Annotated in this window: 18 protein-coding genes, 1 pseudogene and 2 riboswitches; of the genes and pseudogenes, 17 read left to right on the top strand and 2 right to left on the bottom strand. The window is 41.0% G+C overall.

Annotation, left to right across the window (positions count from 1 at the left end; genetic code table 11):
- Positions 1 to 239 precede the first annotated feature (239 nt).
- From sufC to CS898_RS03385, 7 genes are read left to right on the top strand one after another with little or no spacing between them, the layout of a single operon-like run.
- Entirely contained in the window at positions 240 to 1010 is a 771-nt protein-coding gene (gene sufC / locus CS898_RS03415; protein WP_009430605.1) for a Fe-S cluster assembly ATPase SufC, read from the top strand.
- Positions 988 to 2400, top strand: coding sequence for a Fe-S cluster assembly protein SufB (gene sufB, locus CS898_RS03410; protein WP_099208103.1), 1413 nt, complete (start codon positions 988 to 990; stop codon positions 2398 to 2400). Before sufC ends, sufB begins: the two co-directional genes overlap by 23 nt.
- Before the next feature lie 8 nt (positions 2401 to 2408).
- Positions 2409 to 3452 carry a SufB/SufD family protein gene (locus tag CS898_RS03405; protein ID WP_099208102.1) on the top strand — a complete coding sequence of 348 codons (1044 nt, stop codon included), beginning with the start codon at positions 2409 to 2411 and terminating at the stop codon, positions 3450 to 3452.
- 10 nt (positions 3453 to 3462) lie between these two features.
- Positions 3463 to 4710: an aminotransferase class V-fold PLP-dependent enzyme gene (locus tag CS898_RS03400; RefSeq protein WP_099208101.1), complete on the top strand. Its 1248-nt coding sequence runs from the start codon at positions 3463 to 3465 to the stop codon at positions 4708 to 4710.
- Positions 4697 to 5131 (top strand): Fe-S cluster assembly sulfur transfer protein SufU, encoded by a 435-nt coding sequence (gene sufU, locus CS898_RS03395; protein ID WP_099208100.1) that lies wholly within the window; start codon positions 4697 to 4699, stop codon positions 5129 to 5131. The genes CS898_RS03400 and sufU overlap by 14 nt, the downstream gene beginning before the upstream one ends.
- Positions 5132 to 5166: 35 nt before the next feature.
- On the top strand, positions 5167 to 5529 hold the full coding sequence (gene crcB, locus CS898_RS03390) for a fluoride efflux transporter CrcB (RefSeq protein WP_099208099.1): 363 nt from the start codon (positions 5167 to 5169) through the stop codon (positions 5527 to 5529).
- A 29-nt stretch (positions 5530 to 5558) separates the two neighbouring features.
- Positions 5559 to 6029, top strand: coding sequence for a glutathione peroxidase (locus CS898_RS03385; protein ID WP_099208098.1), 471 nt, complete (start codon positions 5559 to 5561; stop codon positions 6027 to 6029).
- A 52-nt stretch (positions 6030 to 6081) separates the two neighbouring features.
- Here the strand turns inward: CS898_RS03385 and CS898_RS03380 are convergent, their stop codons facing one another.
- Complete coding sequence (locus CS898_RS03380; RefSeq protein WP_099208097.1) at positions 6082 to 7134, bottom strand: acyltransferase; 1053 nt, start codon at positions 7132 to 7134, stop codon at positions 6082 to 6084.
- 101 nt (positions 7135 to 7235) lie between these two features.
- Positions 7236 to 8621, bottom strand: a complete 1386-nt coding sequence (locus tag CS898_RS03375) for a short-chain fatty acid transporter (protein ID WP_099208096.1) — start codon at positions 8619 to 8621, stop codon at positions 7236 to 7238.
- Between the two features lie 549 nt (positions 8622 to 9170).
- Positions 9171 to 9309: riboswitch (Lysine riboswitch) on the top strand.
- Between the two features lie 190 nt (positions 9310 to 9499).
- Here CS898_RS03375 and kal point away from each other — a divergent pair.
- From kal to kamE, 10 genes and pseudogenes are all read left to right on the top strand, one after another.
- Entirely contained in the window at positions 9500 to 9883 is a 384-nt protein-coding gene (gene kal, locus CS898_RS03370; RefSeq protein ID WP_009430352.1) for a 3-aminobutyryl-CoA ammonia lyase, read from the top strand.
- Positions 9884 to 9885: 2 nt separating this feature from the next.
- On the top strand, positions 9886 to 10710 hold the full coding sequence (gene kce / locus CS898_RS03365) for a 3-keto-5-aminohexanoate cleavage enzyme (protein WP_099208095.1): 825 nt from the start codon (positions 9886 to 9888) through the stop codon (positions 10708 to 10710).
- A 27-nt stretch (positions 10711 to 10737) separates the two neighbouring features.
- Entirely contained in the window at positions 10738 to 11412 is a 675-nt protein-coding gene (locus tag CS898_RS03360; RefSeq protein WP_099208094.1) for a CoA transferase subunit A, read from the top strand.
- Positions 11402 to 11971, top strand: a pseudogene (locus tag CS898_RS03355) (3-oxoacid CoA-transferase subunit B); the annotation flags it as partial. The gene CS898_RS03360 and the pseudogene CS898_RS03355, both read left to right, overlap by 11 nt.
- A gap of 119 nt (positions 11972 to 12090) precedes the next feature.
- Positions 12091 to 13128, top strand: a complete 1038-nt coding sequence (kdd, locus tag CS898_RS03350) for an L-erythro-3,5-diaminohexanoate dehydrogenase (protein WP_099208092.1) — start codon at positions 12091 to 12093, stop codon at positions 13126 to 13128.
- Positions 13129 to 13148: 20 nt separating this feature from the next.
- Positions 13149 to 14387, top strand: coding sequence for a lysine 2,3-aminomutase (kamA, locus tag CS898_RS03345; RefSeq protein WP_009431478.1), 1239 nt, complete (start codon positions 13149 to 13151; stop codon positions 14385 to 14387).
- A gap of 19 nt (positions 14388 to 14406) precedes the next feature.
- Entirely contained in the window at positions 14407 to 15438 is a 1032-nt protein-coding gene (gene kamB, locus CS898_RS03340) for a lysine 5,6-aminomutase reactivase subunit KamB (RefSeq protein ID WP_009430525.1), read from the top strand.
- Positions 15435 to 17057 carry a lysine 5,6-aminomutase reactivase ATPase KamC gene (gene kamC / locus CS898_RS03335; RefSeq protein ID WP_099208091.1) on the top strand — a complete coding sequence of 541 codons (1623 nt, stop codon included), beginning with the start codon at positions 15435 to 15437 and terminating at the stop codon, positions 17055 to 17057. The genes kamB and kamC overlap by 4 nt, the downstream gene beginning before the upstream one ends.
- 4 nt (positions 17058 to 17061) lie before the next feature.
- On the top strand, positions 17062 to 18621 hold the full coding sequence (gene kamD, locus CS898_RS03330) for a lysine 5,6-aminomutase subunit alpha (protein WP_099208090.1): 1560 nt from the start codon (positions 17062 to 17064) through the stop codon (positions 18619 to 18621).
- Complete coding sequence (kamE, locus tag CS898_RS03325; protein WP_099208089.1) at positions 18618 to 19421, top strand: lysine 5,6-aminomutase subunit beta; 804 nt, start codon at positions 18618 to 18620, stop codon at positions 19419 to 19421. Before kamD ends, kamE begins: the two co-directional genes overlap by 4 nt.
- Before the next feature lie 484 nt (positions 19422 to 19905).
- Positions 19906 to 20101: riboswitch (cobalamin riboswitch) on the top strand.
- Positions 20102 to 20235: the final 134 nt, after the last annotated feature.

Raw genomic sequence — 20235 nt, 5'->3', positions numbered from 1 at the left:
ATATAAAAAATAGGGAAAATTTATAAAAAATTAAGTGGATAAAATTGAAAAAATTCCCACAAAAAATTTCAAGCTAAATATGGCTCAAAGATTGCTAAAATAGCAATAAAAGGCCGGTTTTTCATTGACAAAAATGGGCCCAAGTGATAACCTTATATAGGTTAAGTGTACTCGATAGGTACAATTTGATAGTTATAGAAATTTTAAATAGAGAATGGAAGCTTGCAAGGAGGAAAGTGATGACAAAAAATTTACTCACAGTGAAGGATCTCTATGCCGGGATTCCCGGGCAAGAGATTATCAAGGGGATTAATTTAAAAATAAATTATGGAGAAATCCATGTAATTATGGGACCCAATGGGTCAGGAAAGTCCACCCTGGCCAATGTCTTAATGAACAACCCCCAATACAAGGTTACTGGTGGGGATATTCTTTTGGATGGAGAAAGTATCTTGGAAGATAGTACGGATGTTCGGGCTAAGAAGGGGCTTTTTATGTCCTTCCAAAGCCCTGTGGAAGTACCTGGTTTAACGGTGGAAAATTTCTTAAGAGCATCCAACCAAGAAATCAACCAAGAAAACATTGGGATTATTGATTTTCATGAAAAATTATTAGACTATGCCGATGTCTTAGAAATGGATGAAAAATACCTGGACCGTTATCTAAATGTGGGCTTTTCTGGAGGAGAAAAGAAGAAAAATGAAATCTTACAACTCCTAACCCTGAATCCTAAATTGGCCATTTTAGACGAAACAGACTCTGGTCTGGACGTGGATGCTGTTCGGGTTGTATCCAAGGGGATTGAAAAATTCTTATCTGAAAACAATTCTGTTTTAATCATCACCCACCACAATGAAATTCTAAACAATATCCCCATTGACCAAGTCCATGTCATTATGGATGGAGAAATTGTCAAAGATGGGGATGAGTCCTTGATTCATGAAATTGAAGCAAAAGGATTCGGTTGGATAAAGGATGAGGTAGATAATGAGCAAAAGAAAGAAGACTGAAATCCAAGATTTTGATCGTGGAATCTACGATTTAAAGAATGAGGTCAAATATAGGGATAAACTGGAAAATGGTATTAACGAAGACATTATCCGGAAGATTTCTGCCAAGAAAAATGAGCCCCAATGGATGTTGGACTTCCGGCTCAAGGCCTTAAAGCTTTTTAATGAACTGGAAAATCCCACTTGGGGACCGGATATTTCTGAAGTGGACATCAACAAGATTACCACCTACATCAGCCCCGATGCAGACTTGTCTGTGGACTGGGATGATGTGCCAGAAGATATTCGAAACACCTTTGATTCTTTGGGGATTCCTGAAGCGGAAAAGGACCAATTCCTATCTGGTGTTGGGGCCCAATATGACTCGGAAGTGGTCTATCACTCCATGCAGAAATATTTAAAGGACCAAGGGGTTATCTATACGGATTTTGATACGGCCATTAGAGAGCATGAGGACTTGGTAAAGGAATACTTTGGTCGGGCGATTTCTCCCAACCTCCACAAGTATGCTGCCCTCCACTATGCTGTTTGGTCTGGGGGATCCTTCGTCTATGTACCCAAGGGGGTCAATGTAGATGTGCCCTTGCAATCCTACTACCGCTTAAATGCACCGGGAGCAGGCCAGTTTGAGCATACCATGATTATTGTAGAAGATGATGCCTACTGCCACTTTATTGAAGGCTGTTCGGCACCAAAATACAATGTTTTAAATATCCATGCTGGATCCGTAGAAATCTTTGTAGGGAAAAGGGCCACTTGTCGTTTTTCCACCATTGAAAACTGGTCCAGGAACATGTACAACTTAAATACAAAACGGTCCATTATCCAAGAAGATGGAAAGATTGAATGGGTTTCTGGGTCCTTTGGGTCCAGGGTATCCTACCTCTATCCAGCTAGTTTACTAGTAGGACCTAGAGCAGCTGCAGAAATGACCCAAATCTCCTTTGCAGGAGCAGGACAAAACTTGGATACCGGGGCCATTATGATTCATGCTGCACCGGACACTAAATCCTATGTCAACTCCAAGTCTATTTCCAAGGGCGGCGGTATTTGTTGCTACCGGTCCTTGACAGAGATTAAGGAAAATGCCCATGGGTCCAAGGCCTCCTCTTCTTGTGAGTCCTTGATGCTGGACAACCAATCCAGGGCCGATACCATTCCTGTCATTAAGATTGAAAACAAGGATGTGGACTTTGGCCATGAGGCCACCATTGGCCGGATTGATGACTCGGTAATCTACTATCTTATGACCCGGGGAATCAGCGAAGAAGAAGCGAAATCTATGGTAGTTCGTGGCTTTGCAGAGCCCGTTGCCAAGGAGCTTCCCATGGAATATGCCGTAGAAATGAACAACCTGATTAATCTTGAGCTTGAAGGAAGCATAGGCTAGGAGGAAGTATGGAAATATTAGGAAATAAATTAGCCTATAAGACCTATAGGCATACAAAAGTAAATGATGTGACCATTAACTTGCCGGAAATTAAGCCCCAAGCCTTTCCTTTAGAGAGTACAGGGAGCTTTGAAAACCGGCCAGAATTAGAGGGCTACTCCTATGGTGTGGCCCAAGAGCTTCTGGACCTAAACCGGACCCAAGGAAATGTCTACCGGAAATACCAGGCAGATAAGGGTCAGGTAAAGGCCAGTCAAACCATCCGCTTGACCACCAGTGATGATTGTCCCCAACTCTTGGACACCCATGATATTATCGTAGAAGAAGAGGGGAAATTAAGCCTGGTTTTATCCTACCAGGACCAAGGTCAAGTAGAGAAGTTTAGAAACTCCCTAATCCGGATCATTGCCAAAAAGGCAGCGGAAGTCAATGTCTATATTATCCAAAAGGAAAACAAGTCCATGAGTCTGGAGAGTGTGGTTATTTTGGCGGAAGAAAAAGCCAAGGTTCGCTTGAGACAATACGAGATGGGTGCCCTTAAAAATTATATGAACACCCAGGTGGAATTGCTGGGCCAAGAGGCAGATGTGGACGTTAAAAGCATCTATTTTGGCCATGAAGAGGACCAACTCAACATCCTCTACCATGTCAACCACCACAAGCCCAAGACCAAGGCCGATATCCTGATTAACGGGGCCTTGATGGACCAATCCCAAAAGAACTTAAAGACCACCCTGGACTTTAAAGAAGGCAGTGGAGGATCCCAAGGCAGTGAAGAGGAATACGCCGTTCTTTTAGATGACAGTGTCTTAAATATTTCAGTTCCTGTTCTTCTGTCTCATGAAGATGATATTGCCGGTAACCATGCCGCATCCAGTGGGGAAATTGACGCTGACTTGCTCTTCTATCTCAAGAGCCGGGGCATTGACCACAAATTGGCCGAAAGCCTGATTGTAGAGTCCAAGTATGCCTCCACCATTGACCTCTTAAAAGACCAAGAGGAAAAGGATGCGATTTGGGAGTATTTTAGAAACAAGATGAACAAACGATAAGAGGGGGATTATGCTAACTCAAGAAGAAATTTTAGAAATTCGAAAAGACTTTCCCTACTTGAGTCAAGACTGGGATAAAAAGATTGTCTACCTGGACAGTGCAGCCACAACTCAAAAACCACAGGGAGTTTTAGATGCCCTGACAGACTACTATAAATTTCAAAATGCCAACCCCCATCGAGGAGCCCACTATCTGGGCCAGGTGGCAACGGAAGTTTTTGAAGAGGGAAGACAAGTGGTGGCAGACTTTATTGGCGCTCAGAGCCCCAATGAAATTATCTTTACCAACAATACCACCCAGTCCTTAAACACCCTGGCCTACACCCTGGGCCTCAACAAGGTCAAGGAGGGGGATGAAATTGTCATTACTATCTTGGAACACCATTCCAACCTCATCCCCTGGCAATATGTAGCAGAAAAAACCGGGGCCAAGTTGCGCTATATCTATATCGACAAGGATAGCAAGGAGTTAAGGGAAGAAGACCTAGACCAAGTTTTATCGGAAAAGACAAAAATCTTGGCTTTGACAGCTTCTTCCAACACCCTGGGAACCCTGCCCAAGGTAAAAGAGATTATCCAAAAGGCCAAGGCCAAGTCCAAAGACATCTACACCATCGTAGATGGAGCCCAAGCGGCTCCCCACCACAAGGTGGACGTTCAAGATTTGGATTGTGACTTTTACGCCTTCTCAGGCCACAAGCTTTTAGCTCCCATGGGAATTGGCGTTCTCTATGGTAAGGAAGAAAAACTCAATGACCTACCTCCCTTCTTTTATGGTGGGGAAATGATTGAGTATGTCTACGAAGACCACTCCACTTTTTTAAAGGCTCCCATGCGCTTTGAAGCTGGAACTCAAAATGTGGGAGGAGTCAAGGGGCTTGTGGAAGCCATTCGCTACTTGGAAGCCATTGGCTTGGATGAAATTGATGCCTATGAAGGTCAATTGACCCAGTACTGCTATGACCAAGTCAAGGATATGGACTTTCTAGACCTCTATACAGTGAAAAATGACCACAGGGGGTCTGTAATAACCTTTAACCTGGACCAAATTCACCCCCATGATGTGGCTTCAATTTTAGATAGCTATGGCATTGCCATCCGGTCGGGCCACCATTGTACGCAACCCCTCCACCGCTATCTTGGAATCAATGCTTCTTGTCGGGCAAGTTTTGCCTTTTACAATACAAGAGAAGAAGTGGATCAATTTGTGAACCATTTAAACGATGTAAGGAGGATGATGGGACTTGGATCTAAGTAAAATTTATACAGAGCTGGTATTGGAAGAAAGTCGCAACCCAAAAAATCGTCATGAGCTGGAAGGGTCAACCCATACAGAACCAGGTCACAACCCATCTTGTGGGGACGAGATCACCCTACAATTAAAGGTCAAAGACGGCATCATTGAAGATGCAGCCTTTACTGGAAAGGGCTGTGCCATTTCCCAAGCGTCTACCTCCATTATGTGTGATGCCATTCGGGGGAAAAAGGTAGAAGAGGGAAGAGAATTGGCCCACAGCTTTATCGGTATGATTAACGGGTCTGTAACAGAGAGAGAAAAATTGAAAAAACTAGGAGATGCCAGGGCCTTTGAATCCATTAAAAACCTACCTGCCCGGGTAAAGTGTGCTGTTTTACCCTGGTACACCCTGGATCAAACCTTTAAGGAAGAAGAAAAATGACCCCAGGGTCATTTTTTCTTTTCTAGGAGCTTAGAATGTATTTTTTTGTCGCCCTGGGAGGGGCTTTGGGGTCTAGCTTGAGGTATTTCTTAAGTAGGCAAGTTAAGAGCCAGGGAGATTTTCCCTGGTCCACCTTTGCCATTAACCTGCTGGGGGCCTTTCTTTTGGCCTTGCTTTCCTTTTATGGAGAGAAAAGAGGCCTGGACCAAAGGCTAGTGGCCTTTTTAAAGGTGGGATTTTGTGGAGGTTTTACCACTTTTTCTACCCTGGCCTTTGAGCTTTTCAACCTGGAAAGCAAGGGCCAGTTAGGCCTCTGTATCCTCTATGCCCTAGCTAGTGTCCTACTATCTATTCTTTTGATTTATTTAGCCAGGTATTTAGTTTTTCAGTCCTCTTAAAGAGACAAAGAAATTGAAGGGAGATTTTTATGATTTACGACCATATCGTTCAAGATAGTCAAGGAAGGGACCTTTGTTTAAAAGACTACCAAGGTAAGGTTCTTCTCATTGTCAACACTGCTTCAAAATGTGGCTTTACCAAACAATATGCAGGTCTTCAGGACCTCTATGAAAAATATAGGGACCGGGGCCTTGAAATTTTAGCCTTTCCCTGCAACCAATTCGGACACCAAGAACCCGGGTCTAACCAGGAAATACAAAATTTTTGCACAGACATGTTTTCTGTGACCTTCCCGGTTATGGCAAAGGTTGATGTCAACGGAGAAGGGGAAAGTCCCCTCTATACAGACCTGAAAAAATCCCAAGGAGGGCTTTTTGGGTCGGCCATTAAGTGGAACTTTACTAAGTTTTTAGTCGACAGGGAGGGGAAGGTTGTGGGACGCTTTGCCCCGGCCACCAGCCCCCAAGACCTGGAAAAGGATATTGAAAAAATTCTTTAAGATATGAAGTGAGAAAAATAAAAAAGGCCAGCCCAAAATTTCGGGCTGGTTTTTATATGAGCCATTTTTTTACCAAGGGTACTTTTGATAGAATTAGGTAGCTGAGAATGGAAGGGACCAGGGTCATCAGGACCAAGACTGGGACTTGGAGTCCCAAGGGGAAGAGGGGGTAAATCCAGGCCTTTTCCATAAAAATAGTTAGAAAGAAGACATGGGTTAGGTAGATGCAAAAGGAGGCCTTAGATAGGAATTGGGTCCACTTATTTCCTGGATAGTGGAGGAGGAAGGAAAAGTTTCCCAGGGCAAAGAGACAGACCCCCAGGCTAGTGCCGGATAAAAAAGAAGTATTAAAAGCCTGGGACCGGATGGACAAGAAGTAGGAGCCAAAAAAGGTGATTAGAAGCCCTAAAAGGGAGAGGACCAGGCTGGTTTTCTTGGCCAGGGGGTAGGTCAAGAGGTAAAAACCTAAAAAGCAATAGCCCACTAAGGCCCAAGTAGAAGGAATAGCGGCTTCTTGGATGGACCCAGTCAAGAGGTTAAAGGGCCAAAAAGACAGGACCTGCCAGTAGAGGATTCCAAAGATAAACCAAATGCCCAGAGAATATTGGAAAAGTTTTTTATCCGCCTTGGCCACAAAGAGCCGGGCCACCGGTAGGCAAATGTAAAAAAGTAAGATGACCACCAGGAAGTAAAGGTGGTACTTGTGACGAAAGAGAACCAAGTCTTTAAGGGCTGTTTTTATTTCATCCAAGGGCAGGGATCCTTGACTGGAGGCTAGAAAAATCAAGTCAAAGACCTTATAGAGACTGGCCCAAAAGAAAAGAGCGATGAGGATCCTTAGGATGTTTTTCCCATAGAGCCTTTTTAAGGGTAGATTTTTTTTAGGGTTTAGCATCAAGGCTCCACTGGCCATAAAAAACAAGGGTACGGCTGACCGGCTCAGGCTCCCCCAAAAGATGCCCCAAGTCCAGGGGGCGGATCCCACAGGCTGGTCATAAAAAATTCCACAGGCGTGGATAAATAAAACACATAGAATGGCCAGGCTTTTAATTAAATCGATAGAAGGGTTTCGCCCTCCGACTTGTAAAGTTTTTTCTTGCTCCATGGTCTCCTCCTTAAATATGTTTATTTTACCACAAGGGAAAAAGAAGAGCAAAAAAAGTAGCTTGTTTTCACAAGCTACTCTAAATGGATGGTTGATAGGATTTAGGCAAATAAGCCAGCCCAAGCCAGGAAGGCTAGGGAAATAAAGGCCCCGACAACTAAGAGGACTACAACACAATAGCCCATAATATCCTTGGCGGATAACTTAGCTAAACCGAGAGCAGGCAGGGCCCAGAAGGGTTGAATCATATTAGTCCAAGCATCACCCCAGGCAATAGCCATGGCTGTGATTCCAGGGTCAACCCCCAGTCTTAAACTAGCAGGCATCATAATTGGACCTTGAACAGCCCATTGTCCACCACCGGATGGAACAAAAACGTTGATGAGCCCGGCAGCCCAGAATGTAAACATGGGGAAGGTGGTTTGGTTGGAGATGCTTAAGAACCAGTTGGTAATTTGAGTACCAAGGCTGATTCCATCGGCATTGGCCCCAGTCATAAGGCCCATAATTCCAGCATAGAAGGGGAATTGTAAGATAATTCCTCCAGCTCCGCGAACGGCGTCATTAATAGCCATGACGTAGCGGATGGGAGTACCATGGAATAAGACTCCAAGAGTTAAGAAAATTAAGTTAACAATATCCAAGCTTAGGTTTAGGCCGTTTAAAGCAAAGTGGCGTACTAGGAAGATAGCACTTATGGCAACAACAAAGAGGGAAAGAATACGGCTGTTTTCTACTCTTGTAGCAGGAGTACTTTCTTTTGTTGCATGTTCCAATTCTGCTTCCATTTCTTCTTCGGCAGCTTCTTCTTCCAAGAAGATTCTAGGATCTACTTGGACAACCTTGTCTGGATCTGGATGCATGGCCCGGTTAATAAAGGGAAGGGCAAAGATGACAACCCAAACCATAACTAGGTTTTGCCAAGAGAAGAGGGTTTCTGTAACAGGAATGGTAGTAGATAAAGCATTTTGGGTAACCTTTATAACTTCATCTACATTACTTGCAACAGCCAGAGGAACGGATCCTGATACACCAGCATGCCAAACGACAAAGCCGGAGTAGGCCGAAGCAATAAGTAGGCGGTAGTCAACGTTTTTAATTCTTTTTGCAAGTTCCTTTGCCAAGAGAGCGCCGACAATTAAACCGAATCCCCAGTTTAACCAACAGGCAACAGCGGATACAAAACTAACCAACATAATTGCACCATTGGGTGTAGAAACACGACTGGCAATTTTAACCAAGAGATTTTTGATAGGTTTTGAACTGGCTAGGGCATTACCTAAAACCAAGACCAAAGCCATTTGCATGGTGAAGGCCAAGAGAGACCAAACTCCGTCACCCCAGTGGACAACAAGTTCCATAACACTCTGACCTGTAGTGATTAAGCTTAAAACAAAGGTTAAAATTGTTAAGATAATAGCAAAGATAAAGGCATCAGGTAGATACCTTTGCATTAAGTTTACACAGGCATTACTAAATTTCTTCATGAAAGATTCCTCCTCCCATCATGACGGTATGAAATTGACAATAAAATGACAACCATCCTTTGTCACTATTATAACAAGAATTTCAAAAAGAAACCATATAAATATATAAAAAATAAAACATATAGAAGAATATTTGTTTAAAATTTGACAGACTTAAAAATAAGATATAATAATATTAAATTTTTTGGATTCAAATTCTAAGAAGAAAGTTAAGAGACTGATTTTTCATTTGGAGAGTAGAAGAAAGGAGTTTTTGATCCCATCTTTTGAAGTCATATTTATAGAAGGAATTTTCAGGACGACATTTTTATACGAGCAAATGAGAAGGGACTGAAAAAAATTAGGAAAAGCTAAAAAACCACAGATTGCCATAAAAAATAGGGAGAGGGTTTACAATGACTCAAAGCCTAGTTTTGGCTTGAGGAGCTTATTGGAGAAAAGCTTGGGTCTATCCTGGGAAAAAGGGACTGGGATGGTAAAATTTTTCACAATTTACATTGCAATAAATAAAAAAATGGTGTATTATTAAGTTACGATAAGTTCAAACGGTTTTAAGATAGAGGTTGCGTCAGAAGGGTAACGTACATAGTGAAGGTTTCTGTCGCCGATGGCATCTTTGATGCCAGGTTGAGTGAGAGTAGATTTTACCAACTGTCATATCTTGATGATATGGAGAGCTATTTTATGTAATGCATCTTAAGGGGTTGTTTTATTTAAATTAAGCTCTTTTTGTCATGTTTGAACTTAGAGTTCAATGCTCATAGGCGTTTGTTGAGTAGACAGGGTGGATCTTGCTAGACAAGGCCAGAAATCTTCGCTCAAAGGTTTCTAGGAAATCCTGTTGTGAAAACGTATTTTATGAATTTCAGGAGGTTATTATGGAAAAAGTTATGATTCGTTTAAGAATGAGTGCAGGAGACGCTCATTACGGTGGAAACTTAGTTGACGGTGCACACATGTTAGCCTTATTTGGCGATGTTGCTACAGAACTATTGATTCGTGAAGATGGGGATGAAGGTTTATTCTTCAAATACACTGATGTAGACTTCTTAGCACCTGTTCACGCTGGAGACTATATTGAAGCTGTAGGTTACATTTCTGAAAAAGGTAACACTTCTAGAAAAATGGAATTTGAAGCTCGCAAGGTAATTACATCTAGACCTGACATCTCTGCATCAGCTTGTGATGTTTTGGAAGAACCAGAAATCGTATGTAAAGCAAAAGGTATCTGTGTTACTCCAAAAGATTGTCAAAGGAACTAAATATGGAAAAATTAATTATTACAGCAGCCATTTGTGGAGCTGAAGTTACAAAAGAGCAAAATCCAAACGTTCCATATACTGTAGAAGAAATTCAAAGAGAAGCTAAGTCAGCTTATGATGCTGGGGCTAGTATCATCCACTTACACGTACGTGAAGATGATGGGACTCCAACTCAAAGCAAGGCTCGCTTTAAAGAATGTATGGATGCAATCCGCGAAGTTTGCCCAGATGTTATTATTCAACCATCCACTGGTGGAGCAGTAGGAATGACAGACCTTGAACGTCTTGAACCAACTGAACTCGGACCAGAAATGGCAACACTAGACTGTGGTACTTTAAACTTTGGTGGAGACGAAATCTTCATTAATACAGAAAATACCATTAAAAACTTCGGTAAGATTATGATTGAACGTGGGGTAAAACCTGAAATTGAAGTTTTTGACAAAGGAATGGTAGACCTTGCTGTCCGTTACCACAAACAAGGTTTTATTAAGGCTCCTATGCACTTTGACTTTGTACTTGGTGTACAAATGACAGCAAGTGCAAGAGACCTAGTGATTATGTCAACCTCAATCCCAGAAGGATCTACTTGGACTGTTGGTGGCGTTGGTCGTTATCAAATCCCAATGGCTTGCTTAGCAATCATTATGGGTGGACATGCCCGGGTTGGATTCGAAGATAATGTTTACCTTGAAAAAGGTGTTTTAGCAAAATCAAACGGAGAATTAGTTAAGAAGGTTGTAGACATGGCTAAATTATTAGGCCGTGAAGTTGCAACTCCAGCTGAAGCTCGTGAAATTTTAAGTTTAAAACCATTATCTAAATAGTTTTAACCATGATTTAGGGAGGTTTTTATGGATAAAGTTATAAGCGTTAAAGAAGCTGTTTCAAAAATTAAAGATGGGGATACTCTTATGATCGGGGGCTTCCTTGGTTGCGGAACTCCACATAACATCATCAACTACATTGCAAATGAAACAGACCTTAAGGATTTAACAATCATCGGCAACGATACAGCCTACATTGACTATGGTGTTGGACTGTTAATTGCCAAGAAAAAAGTTAAACACGTCATTGCATCTCATATTGGAACCAACAAAGAAACTGGTCGCCAAATGAATGAAAATGAAACAAAAGTAACCTTGGTACCCCAAGGAACTTTGGCTGAAAGAATTCGTGCAGGCGGATATGGCCTGGGTGGTGTCTTAACAGGCACTGGCGTTGGAATTCCTGAAATCGAAGAAGGCAAACAAATTGTTGAAGTTCAAGGAAAGAAATACATCCTTGAAGAACCACTGCATGCTGATTTTGCCTTATTATGTGGACATGAAGTTGACAAATATGGAAACACTAAATACAGAGGATCTGCATTAAACTTTAATGGAGTTATGGCCTTTGCTGCAGACACAGTTATTATGGAAGCAGACCATTTAGTAGACATTGGGGGAATCGACAGCAATGAGATGGTAACACCAGGTGTCGTCGTCGATTATATTGTTGAAGGGAGTCCATTAACGAATGAAAGATAAACAACAAATTAAAGAATTCATAGCAAAACGTGTAGCCAAAGAATTTGACGATGGCGATATTGTAAACTTAGGGATTGGTCTTCCAACACTTGTATCTCACTATATTCCAGACGATGTACATGTAGTATTCGACTCAGAAAATGGATACACAGGTGCAGGACAAAAACCTAAAGAAGGCGAAGAAGATCCCTACCTAATTGATGCAGGTGGTGGAGCTGCTACCATTAGACCTTTTGGTTGCTTCTTCGGAAGTGATGTAAGTTTCGGTCTAATCCGTGGAGGCCACGTTGACTACACTGTTTTAGGAGCCTTACAAGTTGACGAAAAAGGAAACCTTGCTAACTACATGATTCCAGGAAAAATGGTTCCAGGAATGGGTGGAGCAATGGACCTTGTATCTGGAGCAAAGCATGTAATTATTGCCATGGAACACACTCAAAAAGGAAACCACAAAATCCTTAAAGAATGTAGCCTTCCAATGACTGGTCGTAACTGCGTTTCTTTGATTATCACTGAAATGGGCGTTATGAAACCAACTGAACACGGCTTAGAATTACTTGAACTAGCTGAAGATGTAACTTTAGATGAAATCAAAGCAGCAACAGGTTGTGAACTAATTGTTCCAGACGACCTTCCTGCTATGAAATAAAAAATATTTAATAAGGAGTGATTGATCTTATGAAAAAAGGAAACAAATACGGTACTCACCGGGTTATTGAACCTAAAAATGTACTACCACAACCAGCAATCAAAGTAGATAACGACATGGAAATCTACGACAACGAAATTAGAATTGATGTACAAACTTTAAACATTGACTCTGCATCCTTTACTCAAATCTACAACGCTGCAGGTAAAGATGTTGAAGAAACTAAAAAAAGCATCTTAAAAATCGTTGAAGACCGTGGTAAACACCAAAACCCAGTAACTGGATCCGGTGGAATGCTTATTGGTACTGTTGAAGAAGTTGGACCTGCTCTAGAAGGAAAAACAGACCTTAAAGTTGGCGACAAAATTGCTACTTTAGTTTCTCTTTCCTTAACTCCACTTCGCATTGACGAAATCATTGAAATTCGTCCAGAAATCGACCAAGTAGATATCAAAGGTAAGGCTATTCTTTTTGAATCTGGTATCTATGCCAAGATTCCAAGTGACCTACCAGAAAATCTTGTACTTTCTGTACTTGACGTTGCAGGTGCTCCAGCACAAACTGCTAAAATTGCTAAATCTGGCGAAACTGTTGCAGTTATTGGTGGACCTGGTAAAGCTGGTATGCTTTGCTTATACGAAGCAAAACGTCGTGTTGGACCTACAGGTAAAGTTATCTGCTTAAACTATGATGACACTCGTTTCAAAGAAATCAAAGAAATGGGTCTTGCTGATGTATGCTTAGAAGCAGACGCTACTGATGCTGTTGGAACTTTAAAGAAAATCGAAGAAGTTACCAATGGAGAACTTTGCGATGTAGTAATCAACTGTGTAAACGTTGAAAACACTGAAATGGCTTCTATCCTTTCTACAAAAGATGACGGACTTGTTTACTTCTTCAGTATGGCTACAAGCTTCACTAAAGCAGCTTTAGGAGCTGAAGGTGTTGGTAAAGACGTCAACATGATGATTGGTAATGGTTACACTAAGGGCCATGGAGAAATCACTCTTCAAATCATGAGAGAATGTAAACCACTTAGAGATCTATACGAAAAACTTTTTGCCTAAGCAAATAAAGGGGAGAAAAAATGAGAAATTTTAGAGAAATCGAACTTTACAAAGATGTAACAGATGAACAATGGAATGACTGGCACTGGCAAGTTCAAAATCGTATTAACGATGTTGAAACTCTAGGAAAACTTTTTGACTTAACTGAAGAAGAAAAAGAAGATATCCAACAAGTACTAAACAAATTCCGTATGGGTATTACACCTTACTATGCAAGTTTAATCGATCCATCTAACCCAGATGACCCAATCAGAAAACAAGCTATTCCAACAATTCTTGAAACACACATTGCTGGATCTGACTTGACTGACCCACTAAGTGAAGATGAAGACTCACCAGTACCAGGATTAACTCACCGTTATCCAGACCGTGTTCTTTTCTTAATCACTGACATGTGCTCTATGTACTGTAGACACTGTACACGTCGTCGTTTCGCAGGAAGCCATGACTCCGGTGTAACAAAAGAACGTCTAGATGCATGTATCGACTACATCCGCAAGACTCCTGTTGTTCGTGACGTACTTCTTTCCGGTGGGGATGCTTTAATGGTATCTGACGAACGTCTAGAATATGTTATCAGCGAACTTCGCAAAATCGACCACGTTGAAATCATTCGTATTGGATCCAGAACTCCAGTTGTTTGCCCACAACGTATCACTGACGATTTAGTTAACATGTTGAAAAAATACCATCCAATCTGGTTAAACACTCACTTCAACCACCCACAAGAAATCACAAAAGAAAGTGCTGAAGCTTGTGCTAAATTAGCTGATGCAGGTATTCCACTAGGAAACCAATCCGTATTACTTCGCGGTGTAAATGACTCTGTAAGAACAATGAGAACCCTAGTACAAAAACTAGCTGCTATTCGCGTTCGTCCTTACTACATCTACCAATGTGACCTTTCCATGGGTATTGAACACTTTAGAACTAAAGTTGCTAAAGGTATTGAAATTATTGAAGGCTTACGTGGCCATACTTCCGGATACTGCGTACCAACTTTCGTAGTTGACGCTCCTGGTGGAGGAGGAAAAACTCCAGTTATGCCACAATATATTATTTCTCAATCTCCAACCAAGATCTGCTTGAGAAACTACGAAGGTGTTATCACAACATACACAGAACCAAACTATGTTGTTGATGAAGATCCATTCTATGCTGAAGCTGAAGCAGACGATGGTATTAGCGAATTACTAAAAGGTGATGAAGTAAGAGCTCAAGAACCAGCCCACTTACGCCGTCACGAAAGAAACAAATAAGAACATTTAGAGGTGAACCATGTCTTTTCTTGAGGAAGTTACAAAAAAATATCAGACAATGTCAATTATCGGTATGAGTAAGAACTCAGGAAAGACAGTGACCTTGAATCATATCCTCAGCATGGCCGATGAAGATGGAATTCCTGTAGGGATTACATCCATCGGTCGTGATGGGGAAAGGATGGATATTGTTACGGAAACAGAAAAGCCAACAATATATTTAACTAGAGGGAGTCTCGTTGCAACAACGACGGAATTACTAAAACTTTCAGATGCAGTAGTTGAAATCCTAGAGATGACGTCCTACGAGACTCCTCTAGGATCCGTCCTATTAGGGCGAGTTAAGTATGATGGTTATATTCAAATTTCCGGACCTCAAACCCTAGCAGAGACAAAAGTCGTTTTGGACAAGATGATTGCCTACGGAGCAAAACTTGCCATCCTAGATGGCGCGATTGACCGTAAGACATCTGCCGCACCTGAGATTACTCAATGTGCAGTCCTAGCAGCTGGGGCCAGCGTTCATCGATCTATGACAGAAGTTGTCAAAAAGACAGCCTATGTTGCCAGCTTGTTTTCACTGCCGGTCATTGATATTTACCGGGATAAAATAGGAGATTTACTCGATCGTGATAGTTATGGCATCATCTCCCAAGAGGGAGAAGTAAGAGAAATTCCCCTGCAAACCAGCTTAAATGCTGGAGGAAAAATTGCAGCAGAATTTAAAGAAGACAGTAAGATAGTTGTTCTTTCCGGGGCCTTAACAACTAAGACCCTAGTTGATTTGGTGCAAGCAACCGATCGACTCCAAGACATGATTTTTGTTGTTAAAGATGCAACCAAAATTTTTGTCAGCCAGAGAGAACTCAAAAGATGCCAACGCAAGGGTTTAAACCTGGCTATTTTCCACAAGTCGGAATTGGTCTTGGTAACTGTCAACCCCTATGCAACCCAAGGCTATCGCTTCGAGCCCTTCCAATTTAAAGAATCCATGGAAAATGCCTTAAAGGGAATACCGGTCGAGGATGTCATGATGGGAGAATCTTCATGAAAAGAGTAAAAAAAGTTGAAGATGTACTAGACTTCACCTGGTGTTTACAAAGGATTACAACCCAAACACCCTTTGGTTTAGACTATAAAAAAGCCATTAAGCCCTATCCAAGAGGGGCTGAGGAATATTTGGAAAAAACCCTGGACCAAGTAGAAGCCTACATGAACTATCTTGCTTCACTAGACTCAACTATGCGACTCGATGAAATATTGGGTCTATGCAAGGACATTCGTTTTTCCATACAACGGTCTGTTGAAAAAAACGTCCTGTCAGAAGTTGAGCTTTTCGAAGTAAAAGCTTTTGTCTTTTTACTAGATGATTTAAAAGCCTATCTTGAATCCAGCAAGGCACCTTCTTTTGAAGAGACAGAGATTCGGCCCATTCAAGAATTGACTGAGGTTTTGAATCCTGAAGGATCTACCAGAGATACTTTTTATCTCTATGATTCCTATTCAGAAGAACTGGCCAGAATCAGGGATGAAATTTCAAAAATCAATCGAGATGTGCGGATTGCCATTCGGAACCACCGAAAGAAGATCCAGGAAAACTATCAAATTTCATTAAATCCTGACCAATCAATTGTTGTTTCCAAGAGTAACGAAGAGTTAAAAAAACGGGTGGAAGACTGCCCCTATCTAACCTTCGCTTCAGAATCCTATTCTAACCTAGTCTACACACTAAAGAAGGAAGACTCACTCTACCAACAGGAAGCAAAAATTGACCAATTAAAAGAAGCTGAAGAACGTGAAGAGTTTAATATTCGTAGAGAATTAACGGCTAAAATAGCCAAATACAACAAGGAACTGACAACAAATATCCACCACCTTGCAAACCTAGATTTGATCTTGGCTAAAGCAAAATTTTCTTTAGAAATAAAAGGGGTAAAGCCAAAGATCCTAAAAGAACATCGAATCAGTCTTTGCGAGGGAAGACATCCGAAGATTGAACACAATCTTCAAAAGAACAACTTAACATTCACACCAATTTCCATCTCTGTGGAAGAAGGAGTAACCTGTATTACAGGAGCCAACATGGGAGGTAAAACAATCAGTTTGAAGCTCTTAGGGCTTTTAGCTTACTTAGGTCAATGTGGCATCCTTGTTCCTGCAAAATCTATGGAAATGGGTTTAAATGACTATATATTCACATCAATAGGCGACGAACAATCAACAGACTCAGGCTTGTCCACCTTTGGTGCAGAAATCGCCCAAGTAGTCAAGGCCCTAGATAAGAGTACCGATCCCGGATTGATCTTAATTGATGAATTAGCCCGTGGCACCAACCCTATTGAGGGGTATGCCATTAGCTTATCTATTGTCCACAAGCTACAAAGCGCTTCTGCCATTACTGTCTTAACAACCCACTTTGACAAGGTCACTGACCTGGAAGGGGTTCGACACTTACAAGTTATTGGACTGTCTGACTTTGACTTTGATGACGAAAGCAAACAAGATGTTGAAGATAAACTGAAAATATTAAATAAGTATATGGACTATCGCTTAAAAGAAGTACCTCGTTCTAACGATGTACCGAAAGATGCAATCCAAATTGGAAAAATTATGGGATTGCCGAAAGATGTCATAGAGTATGCTGAAAAAACTTTAAAAAATGGATGGTGAAACAATGGGGAAACTAAATTTAGACCAAAAACTAATTGATTCTTCAAGAAGTGCTGCGGCCCGTATTGCTGACCAAGTGCAAGAATTTATTGATGCACATACAACAGTATCTACAGAAAGAGCCGTTCTTAGACTTTTTGGAATTGATGGCGAAGACCAAGACAAAGTTCCAATGCCAAATGTTGTCGTTGACCAAATTCACGACGAAGGCAAATTGGGCCGTGGGATAAGTTATTACTTAGGAAATGCCATGATTGAAACTGGCATGAGCCCACAAGAAATTGCAGAAGATGTTGCAGCAGGTAACTTAAACCTATTAGAATTAAAAGAACATCCTCTAGAAGAAGTAAAAGAAAAAATCTTTGAATTAGCTAAAGAACGCATGAAGGTTGTAGATGCAGCTAGAGATAAACGTAAAGAATACATCGATCGAGTTGGCGAAGGAGAACAACCTTGGTTATATGTTATCGTAGCAACTGGTAACATCTACGAAGATATTGTTCAAGCTAAATCAGCCGCTCTTGAAGGTGCAGATATCGTAGCTGTAATCCGTACAACAGGACAATCCTTATTGGACTTTGTTCCCTACCATGCTCCAACAGGAGGATTTGGGGGAACCTATGCAACTCAAGAAAACTTCCGCTTAATGCGTGAAGCCCTAGATGAAGTTGCAGAAAGAGAAGGCGGAAAATACGTCCGAATCTGTAACTACTGTTCAGGACTTTGTATGCCAGAAATCGCTGCAATGGGAGCCATGGAACGTCTAGACGTTATGTTAAATGACGCTCTTTATGGAATCCTCTTCCGTGATATCAACATGCAACGTACCCTAGTTGACCAATACTTCTCTCGTGTAATCAATGGTTATGCAGGAATTATTATCAACACTGGTGAAGATAACTATTTAACAACAGCTGATGCCTTTGAAGAAGCCCATACTGTACTTGCTTCTCAATACATGAACGAACAATTTGCCTTAAAAGCAGGACTTCCAGAAGAACAAATGGGTCTGGGTCACTGTTTCGAAATGGATCCAGACATTACCAACGGATTCGTCTACGAATTAGCCCAAGCACAAATGGCAAGACAAATCTTCCCTGATGCACCTTTAAAATACATGCCTCCAACAAAATTCATGACAGGAAACATTATCCGAGGCCATATTCAAGATGCTTTGTTTAACATCGTTTCAATCATTACAAAACAAGGTCTACAATTATTAGGTATGTGGACAGAAGCTGTTCATACACCTCACTTACACGACCGTTACCTAGGAATTGAAAATGCTGAATACATCTTCAACAACATGAGAGACCTAGGGGATGAAATTGAATTTAAAGCCGGCGGTATGATGGAACAACGTGCCCATGAAGTTATGGACAAGGCCGACGATCTTTTAGTTCAAATTGAAAAAGATGGAATCTTCAAAACTATTGAAGAAGGTAAATTTGGTGATGTTAAGAGAGCTCGCGATGGCGGTAAAGGTCTTGAAGGTGTTGCCAAGAAAACCGAAGGATACTTCAATCCATTCATTACTCTTATGTTAGGGAGGGAAGACGCATGACAGCTGGAATGAAATTAAATACAAATATGAACGAGGAAGCACAAGAGGTAGATTTAACAGCCGTTAAACCTTATGGTGATGCTTTAAATGATGGAATGGTTCAAATGTCATTCACACTTCCAGTGCCCCCAGGATTAGAAGCCACAGAAGCAGCAAAACAAATCGTTTTAAAACAAGGCTTTAAAGATCCAAACGTTGTTTACAGTAAGGGTCTAGGAATTCCCTACACCTACTTTATTGTCTATGCAAAAATGCCTGCAACTATAGATTACACAAAGATCTATGTACCAAAGGTAGATACAGAAGTTCTCTCTCGTGGAGAAGTTGAAGAATTTATCAAAGAAAACATTGGCCGCGACATCGTCATTGTTGGTGCATGTACAGGTACAGATGCCCATACAGTAGGAATCGACGCCATCATGAACATGAAGGGCTTTGCAGGACACTATGGTTTGGAACGTTACGAAGGAATTGAAGCCATCAACATGGGATCTCAAGTTCCTAACGAAGAACTTGTTGCAAAAGCTATTGAAGTAAACGCAGATGCTATCCTAGTATCTCAAGTTGTTACTCAAAAAGATGCCCATATTCCAAACCTTGCTGAACTCGTTGAATTAGTTGAAGCAGAAGGTATCCGGGACAAGGTCATCCTAGCTTGTGGTGGACCTCGTGTAGGCTACGAATTGGCTAAAGAATTAGGCTATGATGCTGGATTCGGTCAAGGAACCTTCGCAGAAGACGTAGGAACTTTCGTAGCAGAAAAAGTTGCCGAAAAAATTAAAGCACAAAAAGGTGAATAAGCATTCTCTTTAGATGGGAATCGGTCCTTAGACCGGTTCCTTTTTTTGTGGGTTTTGGGGTCCCCTAGACTTCAGCATTTATTTTTTGCCATAAAAAATGCACTTATCTCTTTTTTCCTTTACAATAAAGTTACCACAACAAATGAAAGGGTGAGATAAGTGCAAAACTATAATAACACAGATTTATTGAATTTAAAAGGTATCGTAGTATCTTGTATCGTATTAATCTAAGAATTCAAGAAAGGTTTTGTCTTGTTTGTGGTCGCAAAAGCAGTTATATCTATGATTGCCGGATCTAAAAGATTCAGAATAGGATTCTTTAAGTGAGATTTTTGAGAGAAGTGCAATATCTAATTACACCTGAATAGATTGAACAAATAAAGTATAAAGGGTACTTTATCTTAGTAAAGTATATATAATTACATATTGGAAAAAGCTTGTATTTCAATGAGATAATGATTATAATTAAGTTAATATTACATGTAAATAAGAATACTTTTTATGTTCTTGCGAAAACTTCGTAAGCTAAGATGGAAGCTGGTGTAAATCCAGCACGGTCCCGCCGCTGTAAATGAGGAGTCTATCTTAATCACGCCACTGTTTAATTGCTAGATTGAATGGGAAGGTCAGGTAGATGAGGATTCATAAGTCAGAAGACATGCATAAAAAAGACACTAGAAATTGCGAGGAAACGATTTTCTATACACTGACGTAAAAACGGGCGTTGATTTTTTCAATGGCCGTTTTTTGTTATCTAAAAATGATGACCCACATTAGATTGACCTGGTGGACAAGACCGGGCTTCTTAATAGAA

The organism is Urinicoccus timonensis (assembly GCF_900232945.1).
Classification (GTDB): Bacteria; Bacillota; Clostridia; order Tissierellales; family Peptoniphilaceae; genus Urinicoccus; species Urinicoccus timonensis.
The sequence above is the reverse complement of the archived record's forward strand: the minus strand, read 5'-3'. Positions and strand labels throughout refer to the sequence as shown.

Excerpts from the sequence above, each read along its gene's own strand:
- kamB (WP_009430525.1), top strand. The coding sequence starts at position 14,407 with ATGTCTTTTCTTGAGGAAGTTACAAAAAAATATCAGACAATGTCAATT.
- kdd (WP_099208092.1), top strand. The coding sequence starts at position 12,091 with ATGAAAAAAGGAAACAAATACGGTACTCACCGGGTTATTGAACCTAAA.
- CS898_RS03405 (WP_099208102.1), top strand. The coding sequence starts at position 2,409 with ATGGAAATATTAGGAAATAAATTAGCCTATAAGACCTATAGGCATACA.
- kamC (WP_099208091.1), top strand. The coding sequence starts at position 15,435 with ATGAAAAGAGTAAAAAAAGTTGAAGATGTACTAGACTTCACCTGGTGT.
- kamE (WP_099208089.1), top strand. The coding sequence starts at position 18,618 with ATGACAGCTGGAATGAAATTAAATACAAATATGAACGAGGAAGCACAA.
- crcB (WP_099208099.1), top strand. The coding sequence starts at position 5,167 with ATGTATTTTTTTGTCGCCCTGGGAGGGGCTTTGGGGTCTAGCTTGAGG.
- CS898_RS03400 (WP_099208101.1), top strand. The coding sequence starts at position 3,463 with ATGCTAACTCAAGAAGAAATTTTAGAAATTCGAAAAGACTTTCCCTAC.
- kamA (WP_009431478.1), top strand. The coding sequence starts at position 13,149 with ATGAGAAATTTTAGAGAAATCGAACTTTACAAAGATGTAACAGATGAA.
- CS898_RS03385 (WP_099208098.1), top strand. The coding sequence starts at position 5,559 with ATGATTTACGACCATATCGTTCAAGATAGTCAAGGAAGGGACCTTTGT.
- CS898_RS03380 (WP_099208097.1), bottom strand. The coding sequence starts at position 7,134 with ATGGAGCAAGAAAAAACTTTACAAGTCGGAGGGCGAAACCCTTCTATC.
- CS898_RS03360 (WP_099208094.1), top strand. The coding sequence starts at position 10,738 with ATGGATAAAGTTATAAGCGTTAAAGAAGCTGTTTCAAAAATTAAAGAT.
- kal (WP_009430352.1), top strand. The coding sequence starts at position 9,500 with ATGGAAAAAGTTATGATTCGTTTAAGAATGAGTGCAGGAGACGCTCAT.
- kamD (WP_099208090.1), top strand. The coding sequence starts at position 17,062 with ATGGGGAAACTAAATTTAGACCAAAAACTAATTGATTCTTCAAGAAGT.
- kce (WP_099208095.1), top strand. The coding sequence starts at position 9,886 with ATGGAAAAATTAATTATTACAGCAGCCATTTGTGGAGCTGAAGTTACA.
- CS898_RS03375 (WP_099208096.1), bottom strand. The coding sequence starts at position 8,621 with ATGAAGAAATTTAGTAATGCCTGTGTAAACTTAATGCAAAGGTATCTA.
- sufB (WP_099208103.1), top strand. The coding sequence starts at position 988 with ATGAGCAAAAGAAAGAAGACTGAAATCCAAGATTTTGATCGTGGAATC.
- sufC (WP_009430605.1), top strand. The coding sequence starts at position 240 with ATGACAAAAAATTTACTCACAGTGAAGGATCTCTATGCCGGGATTCCC.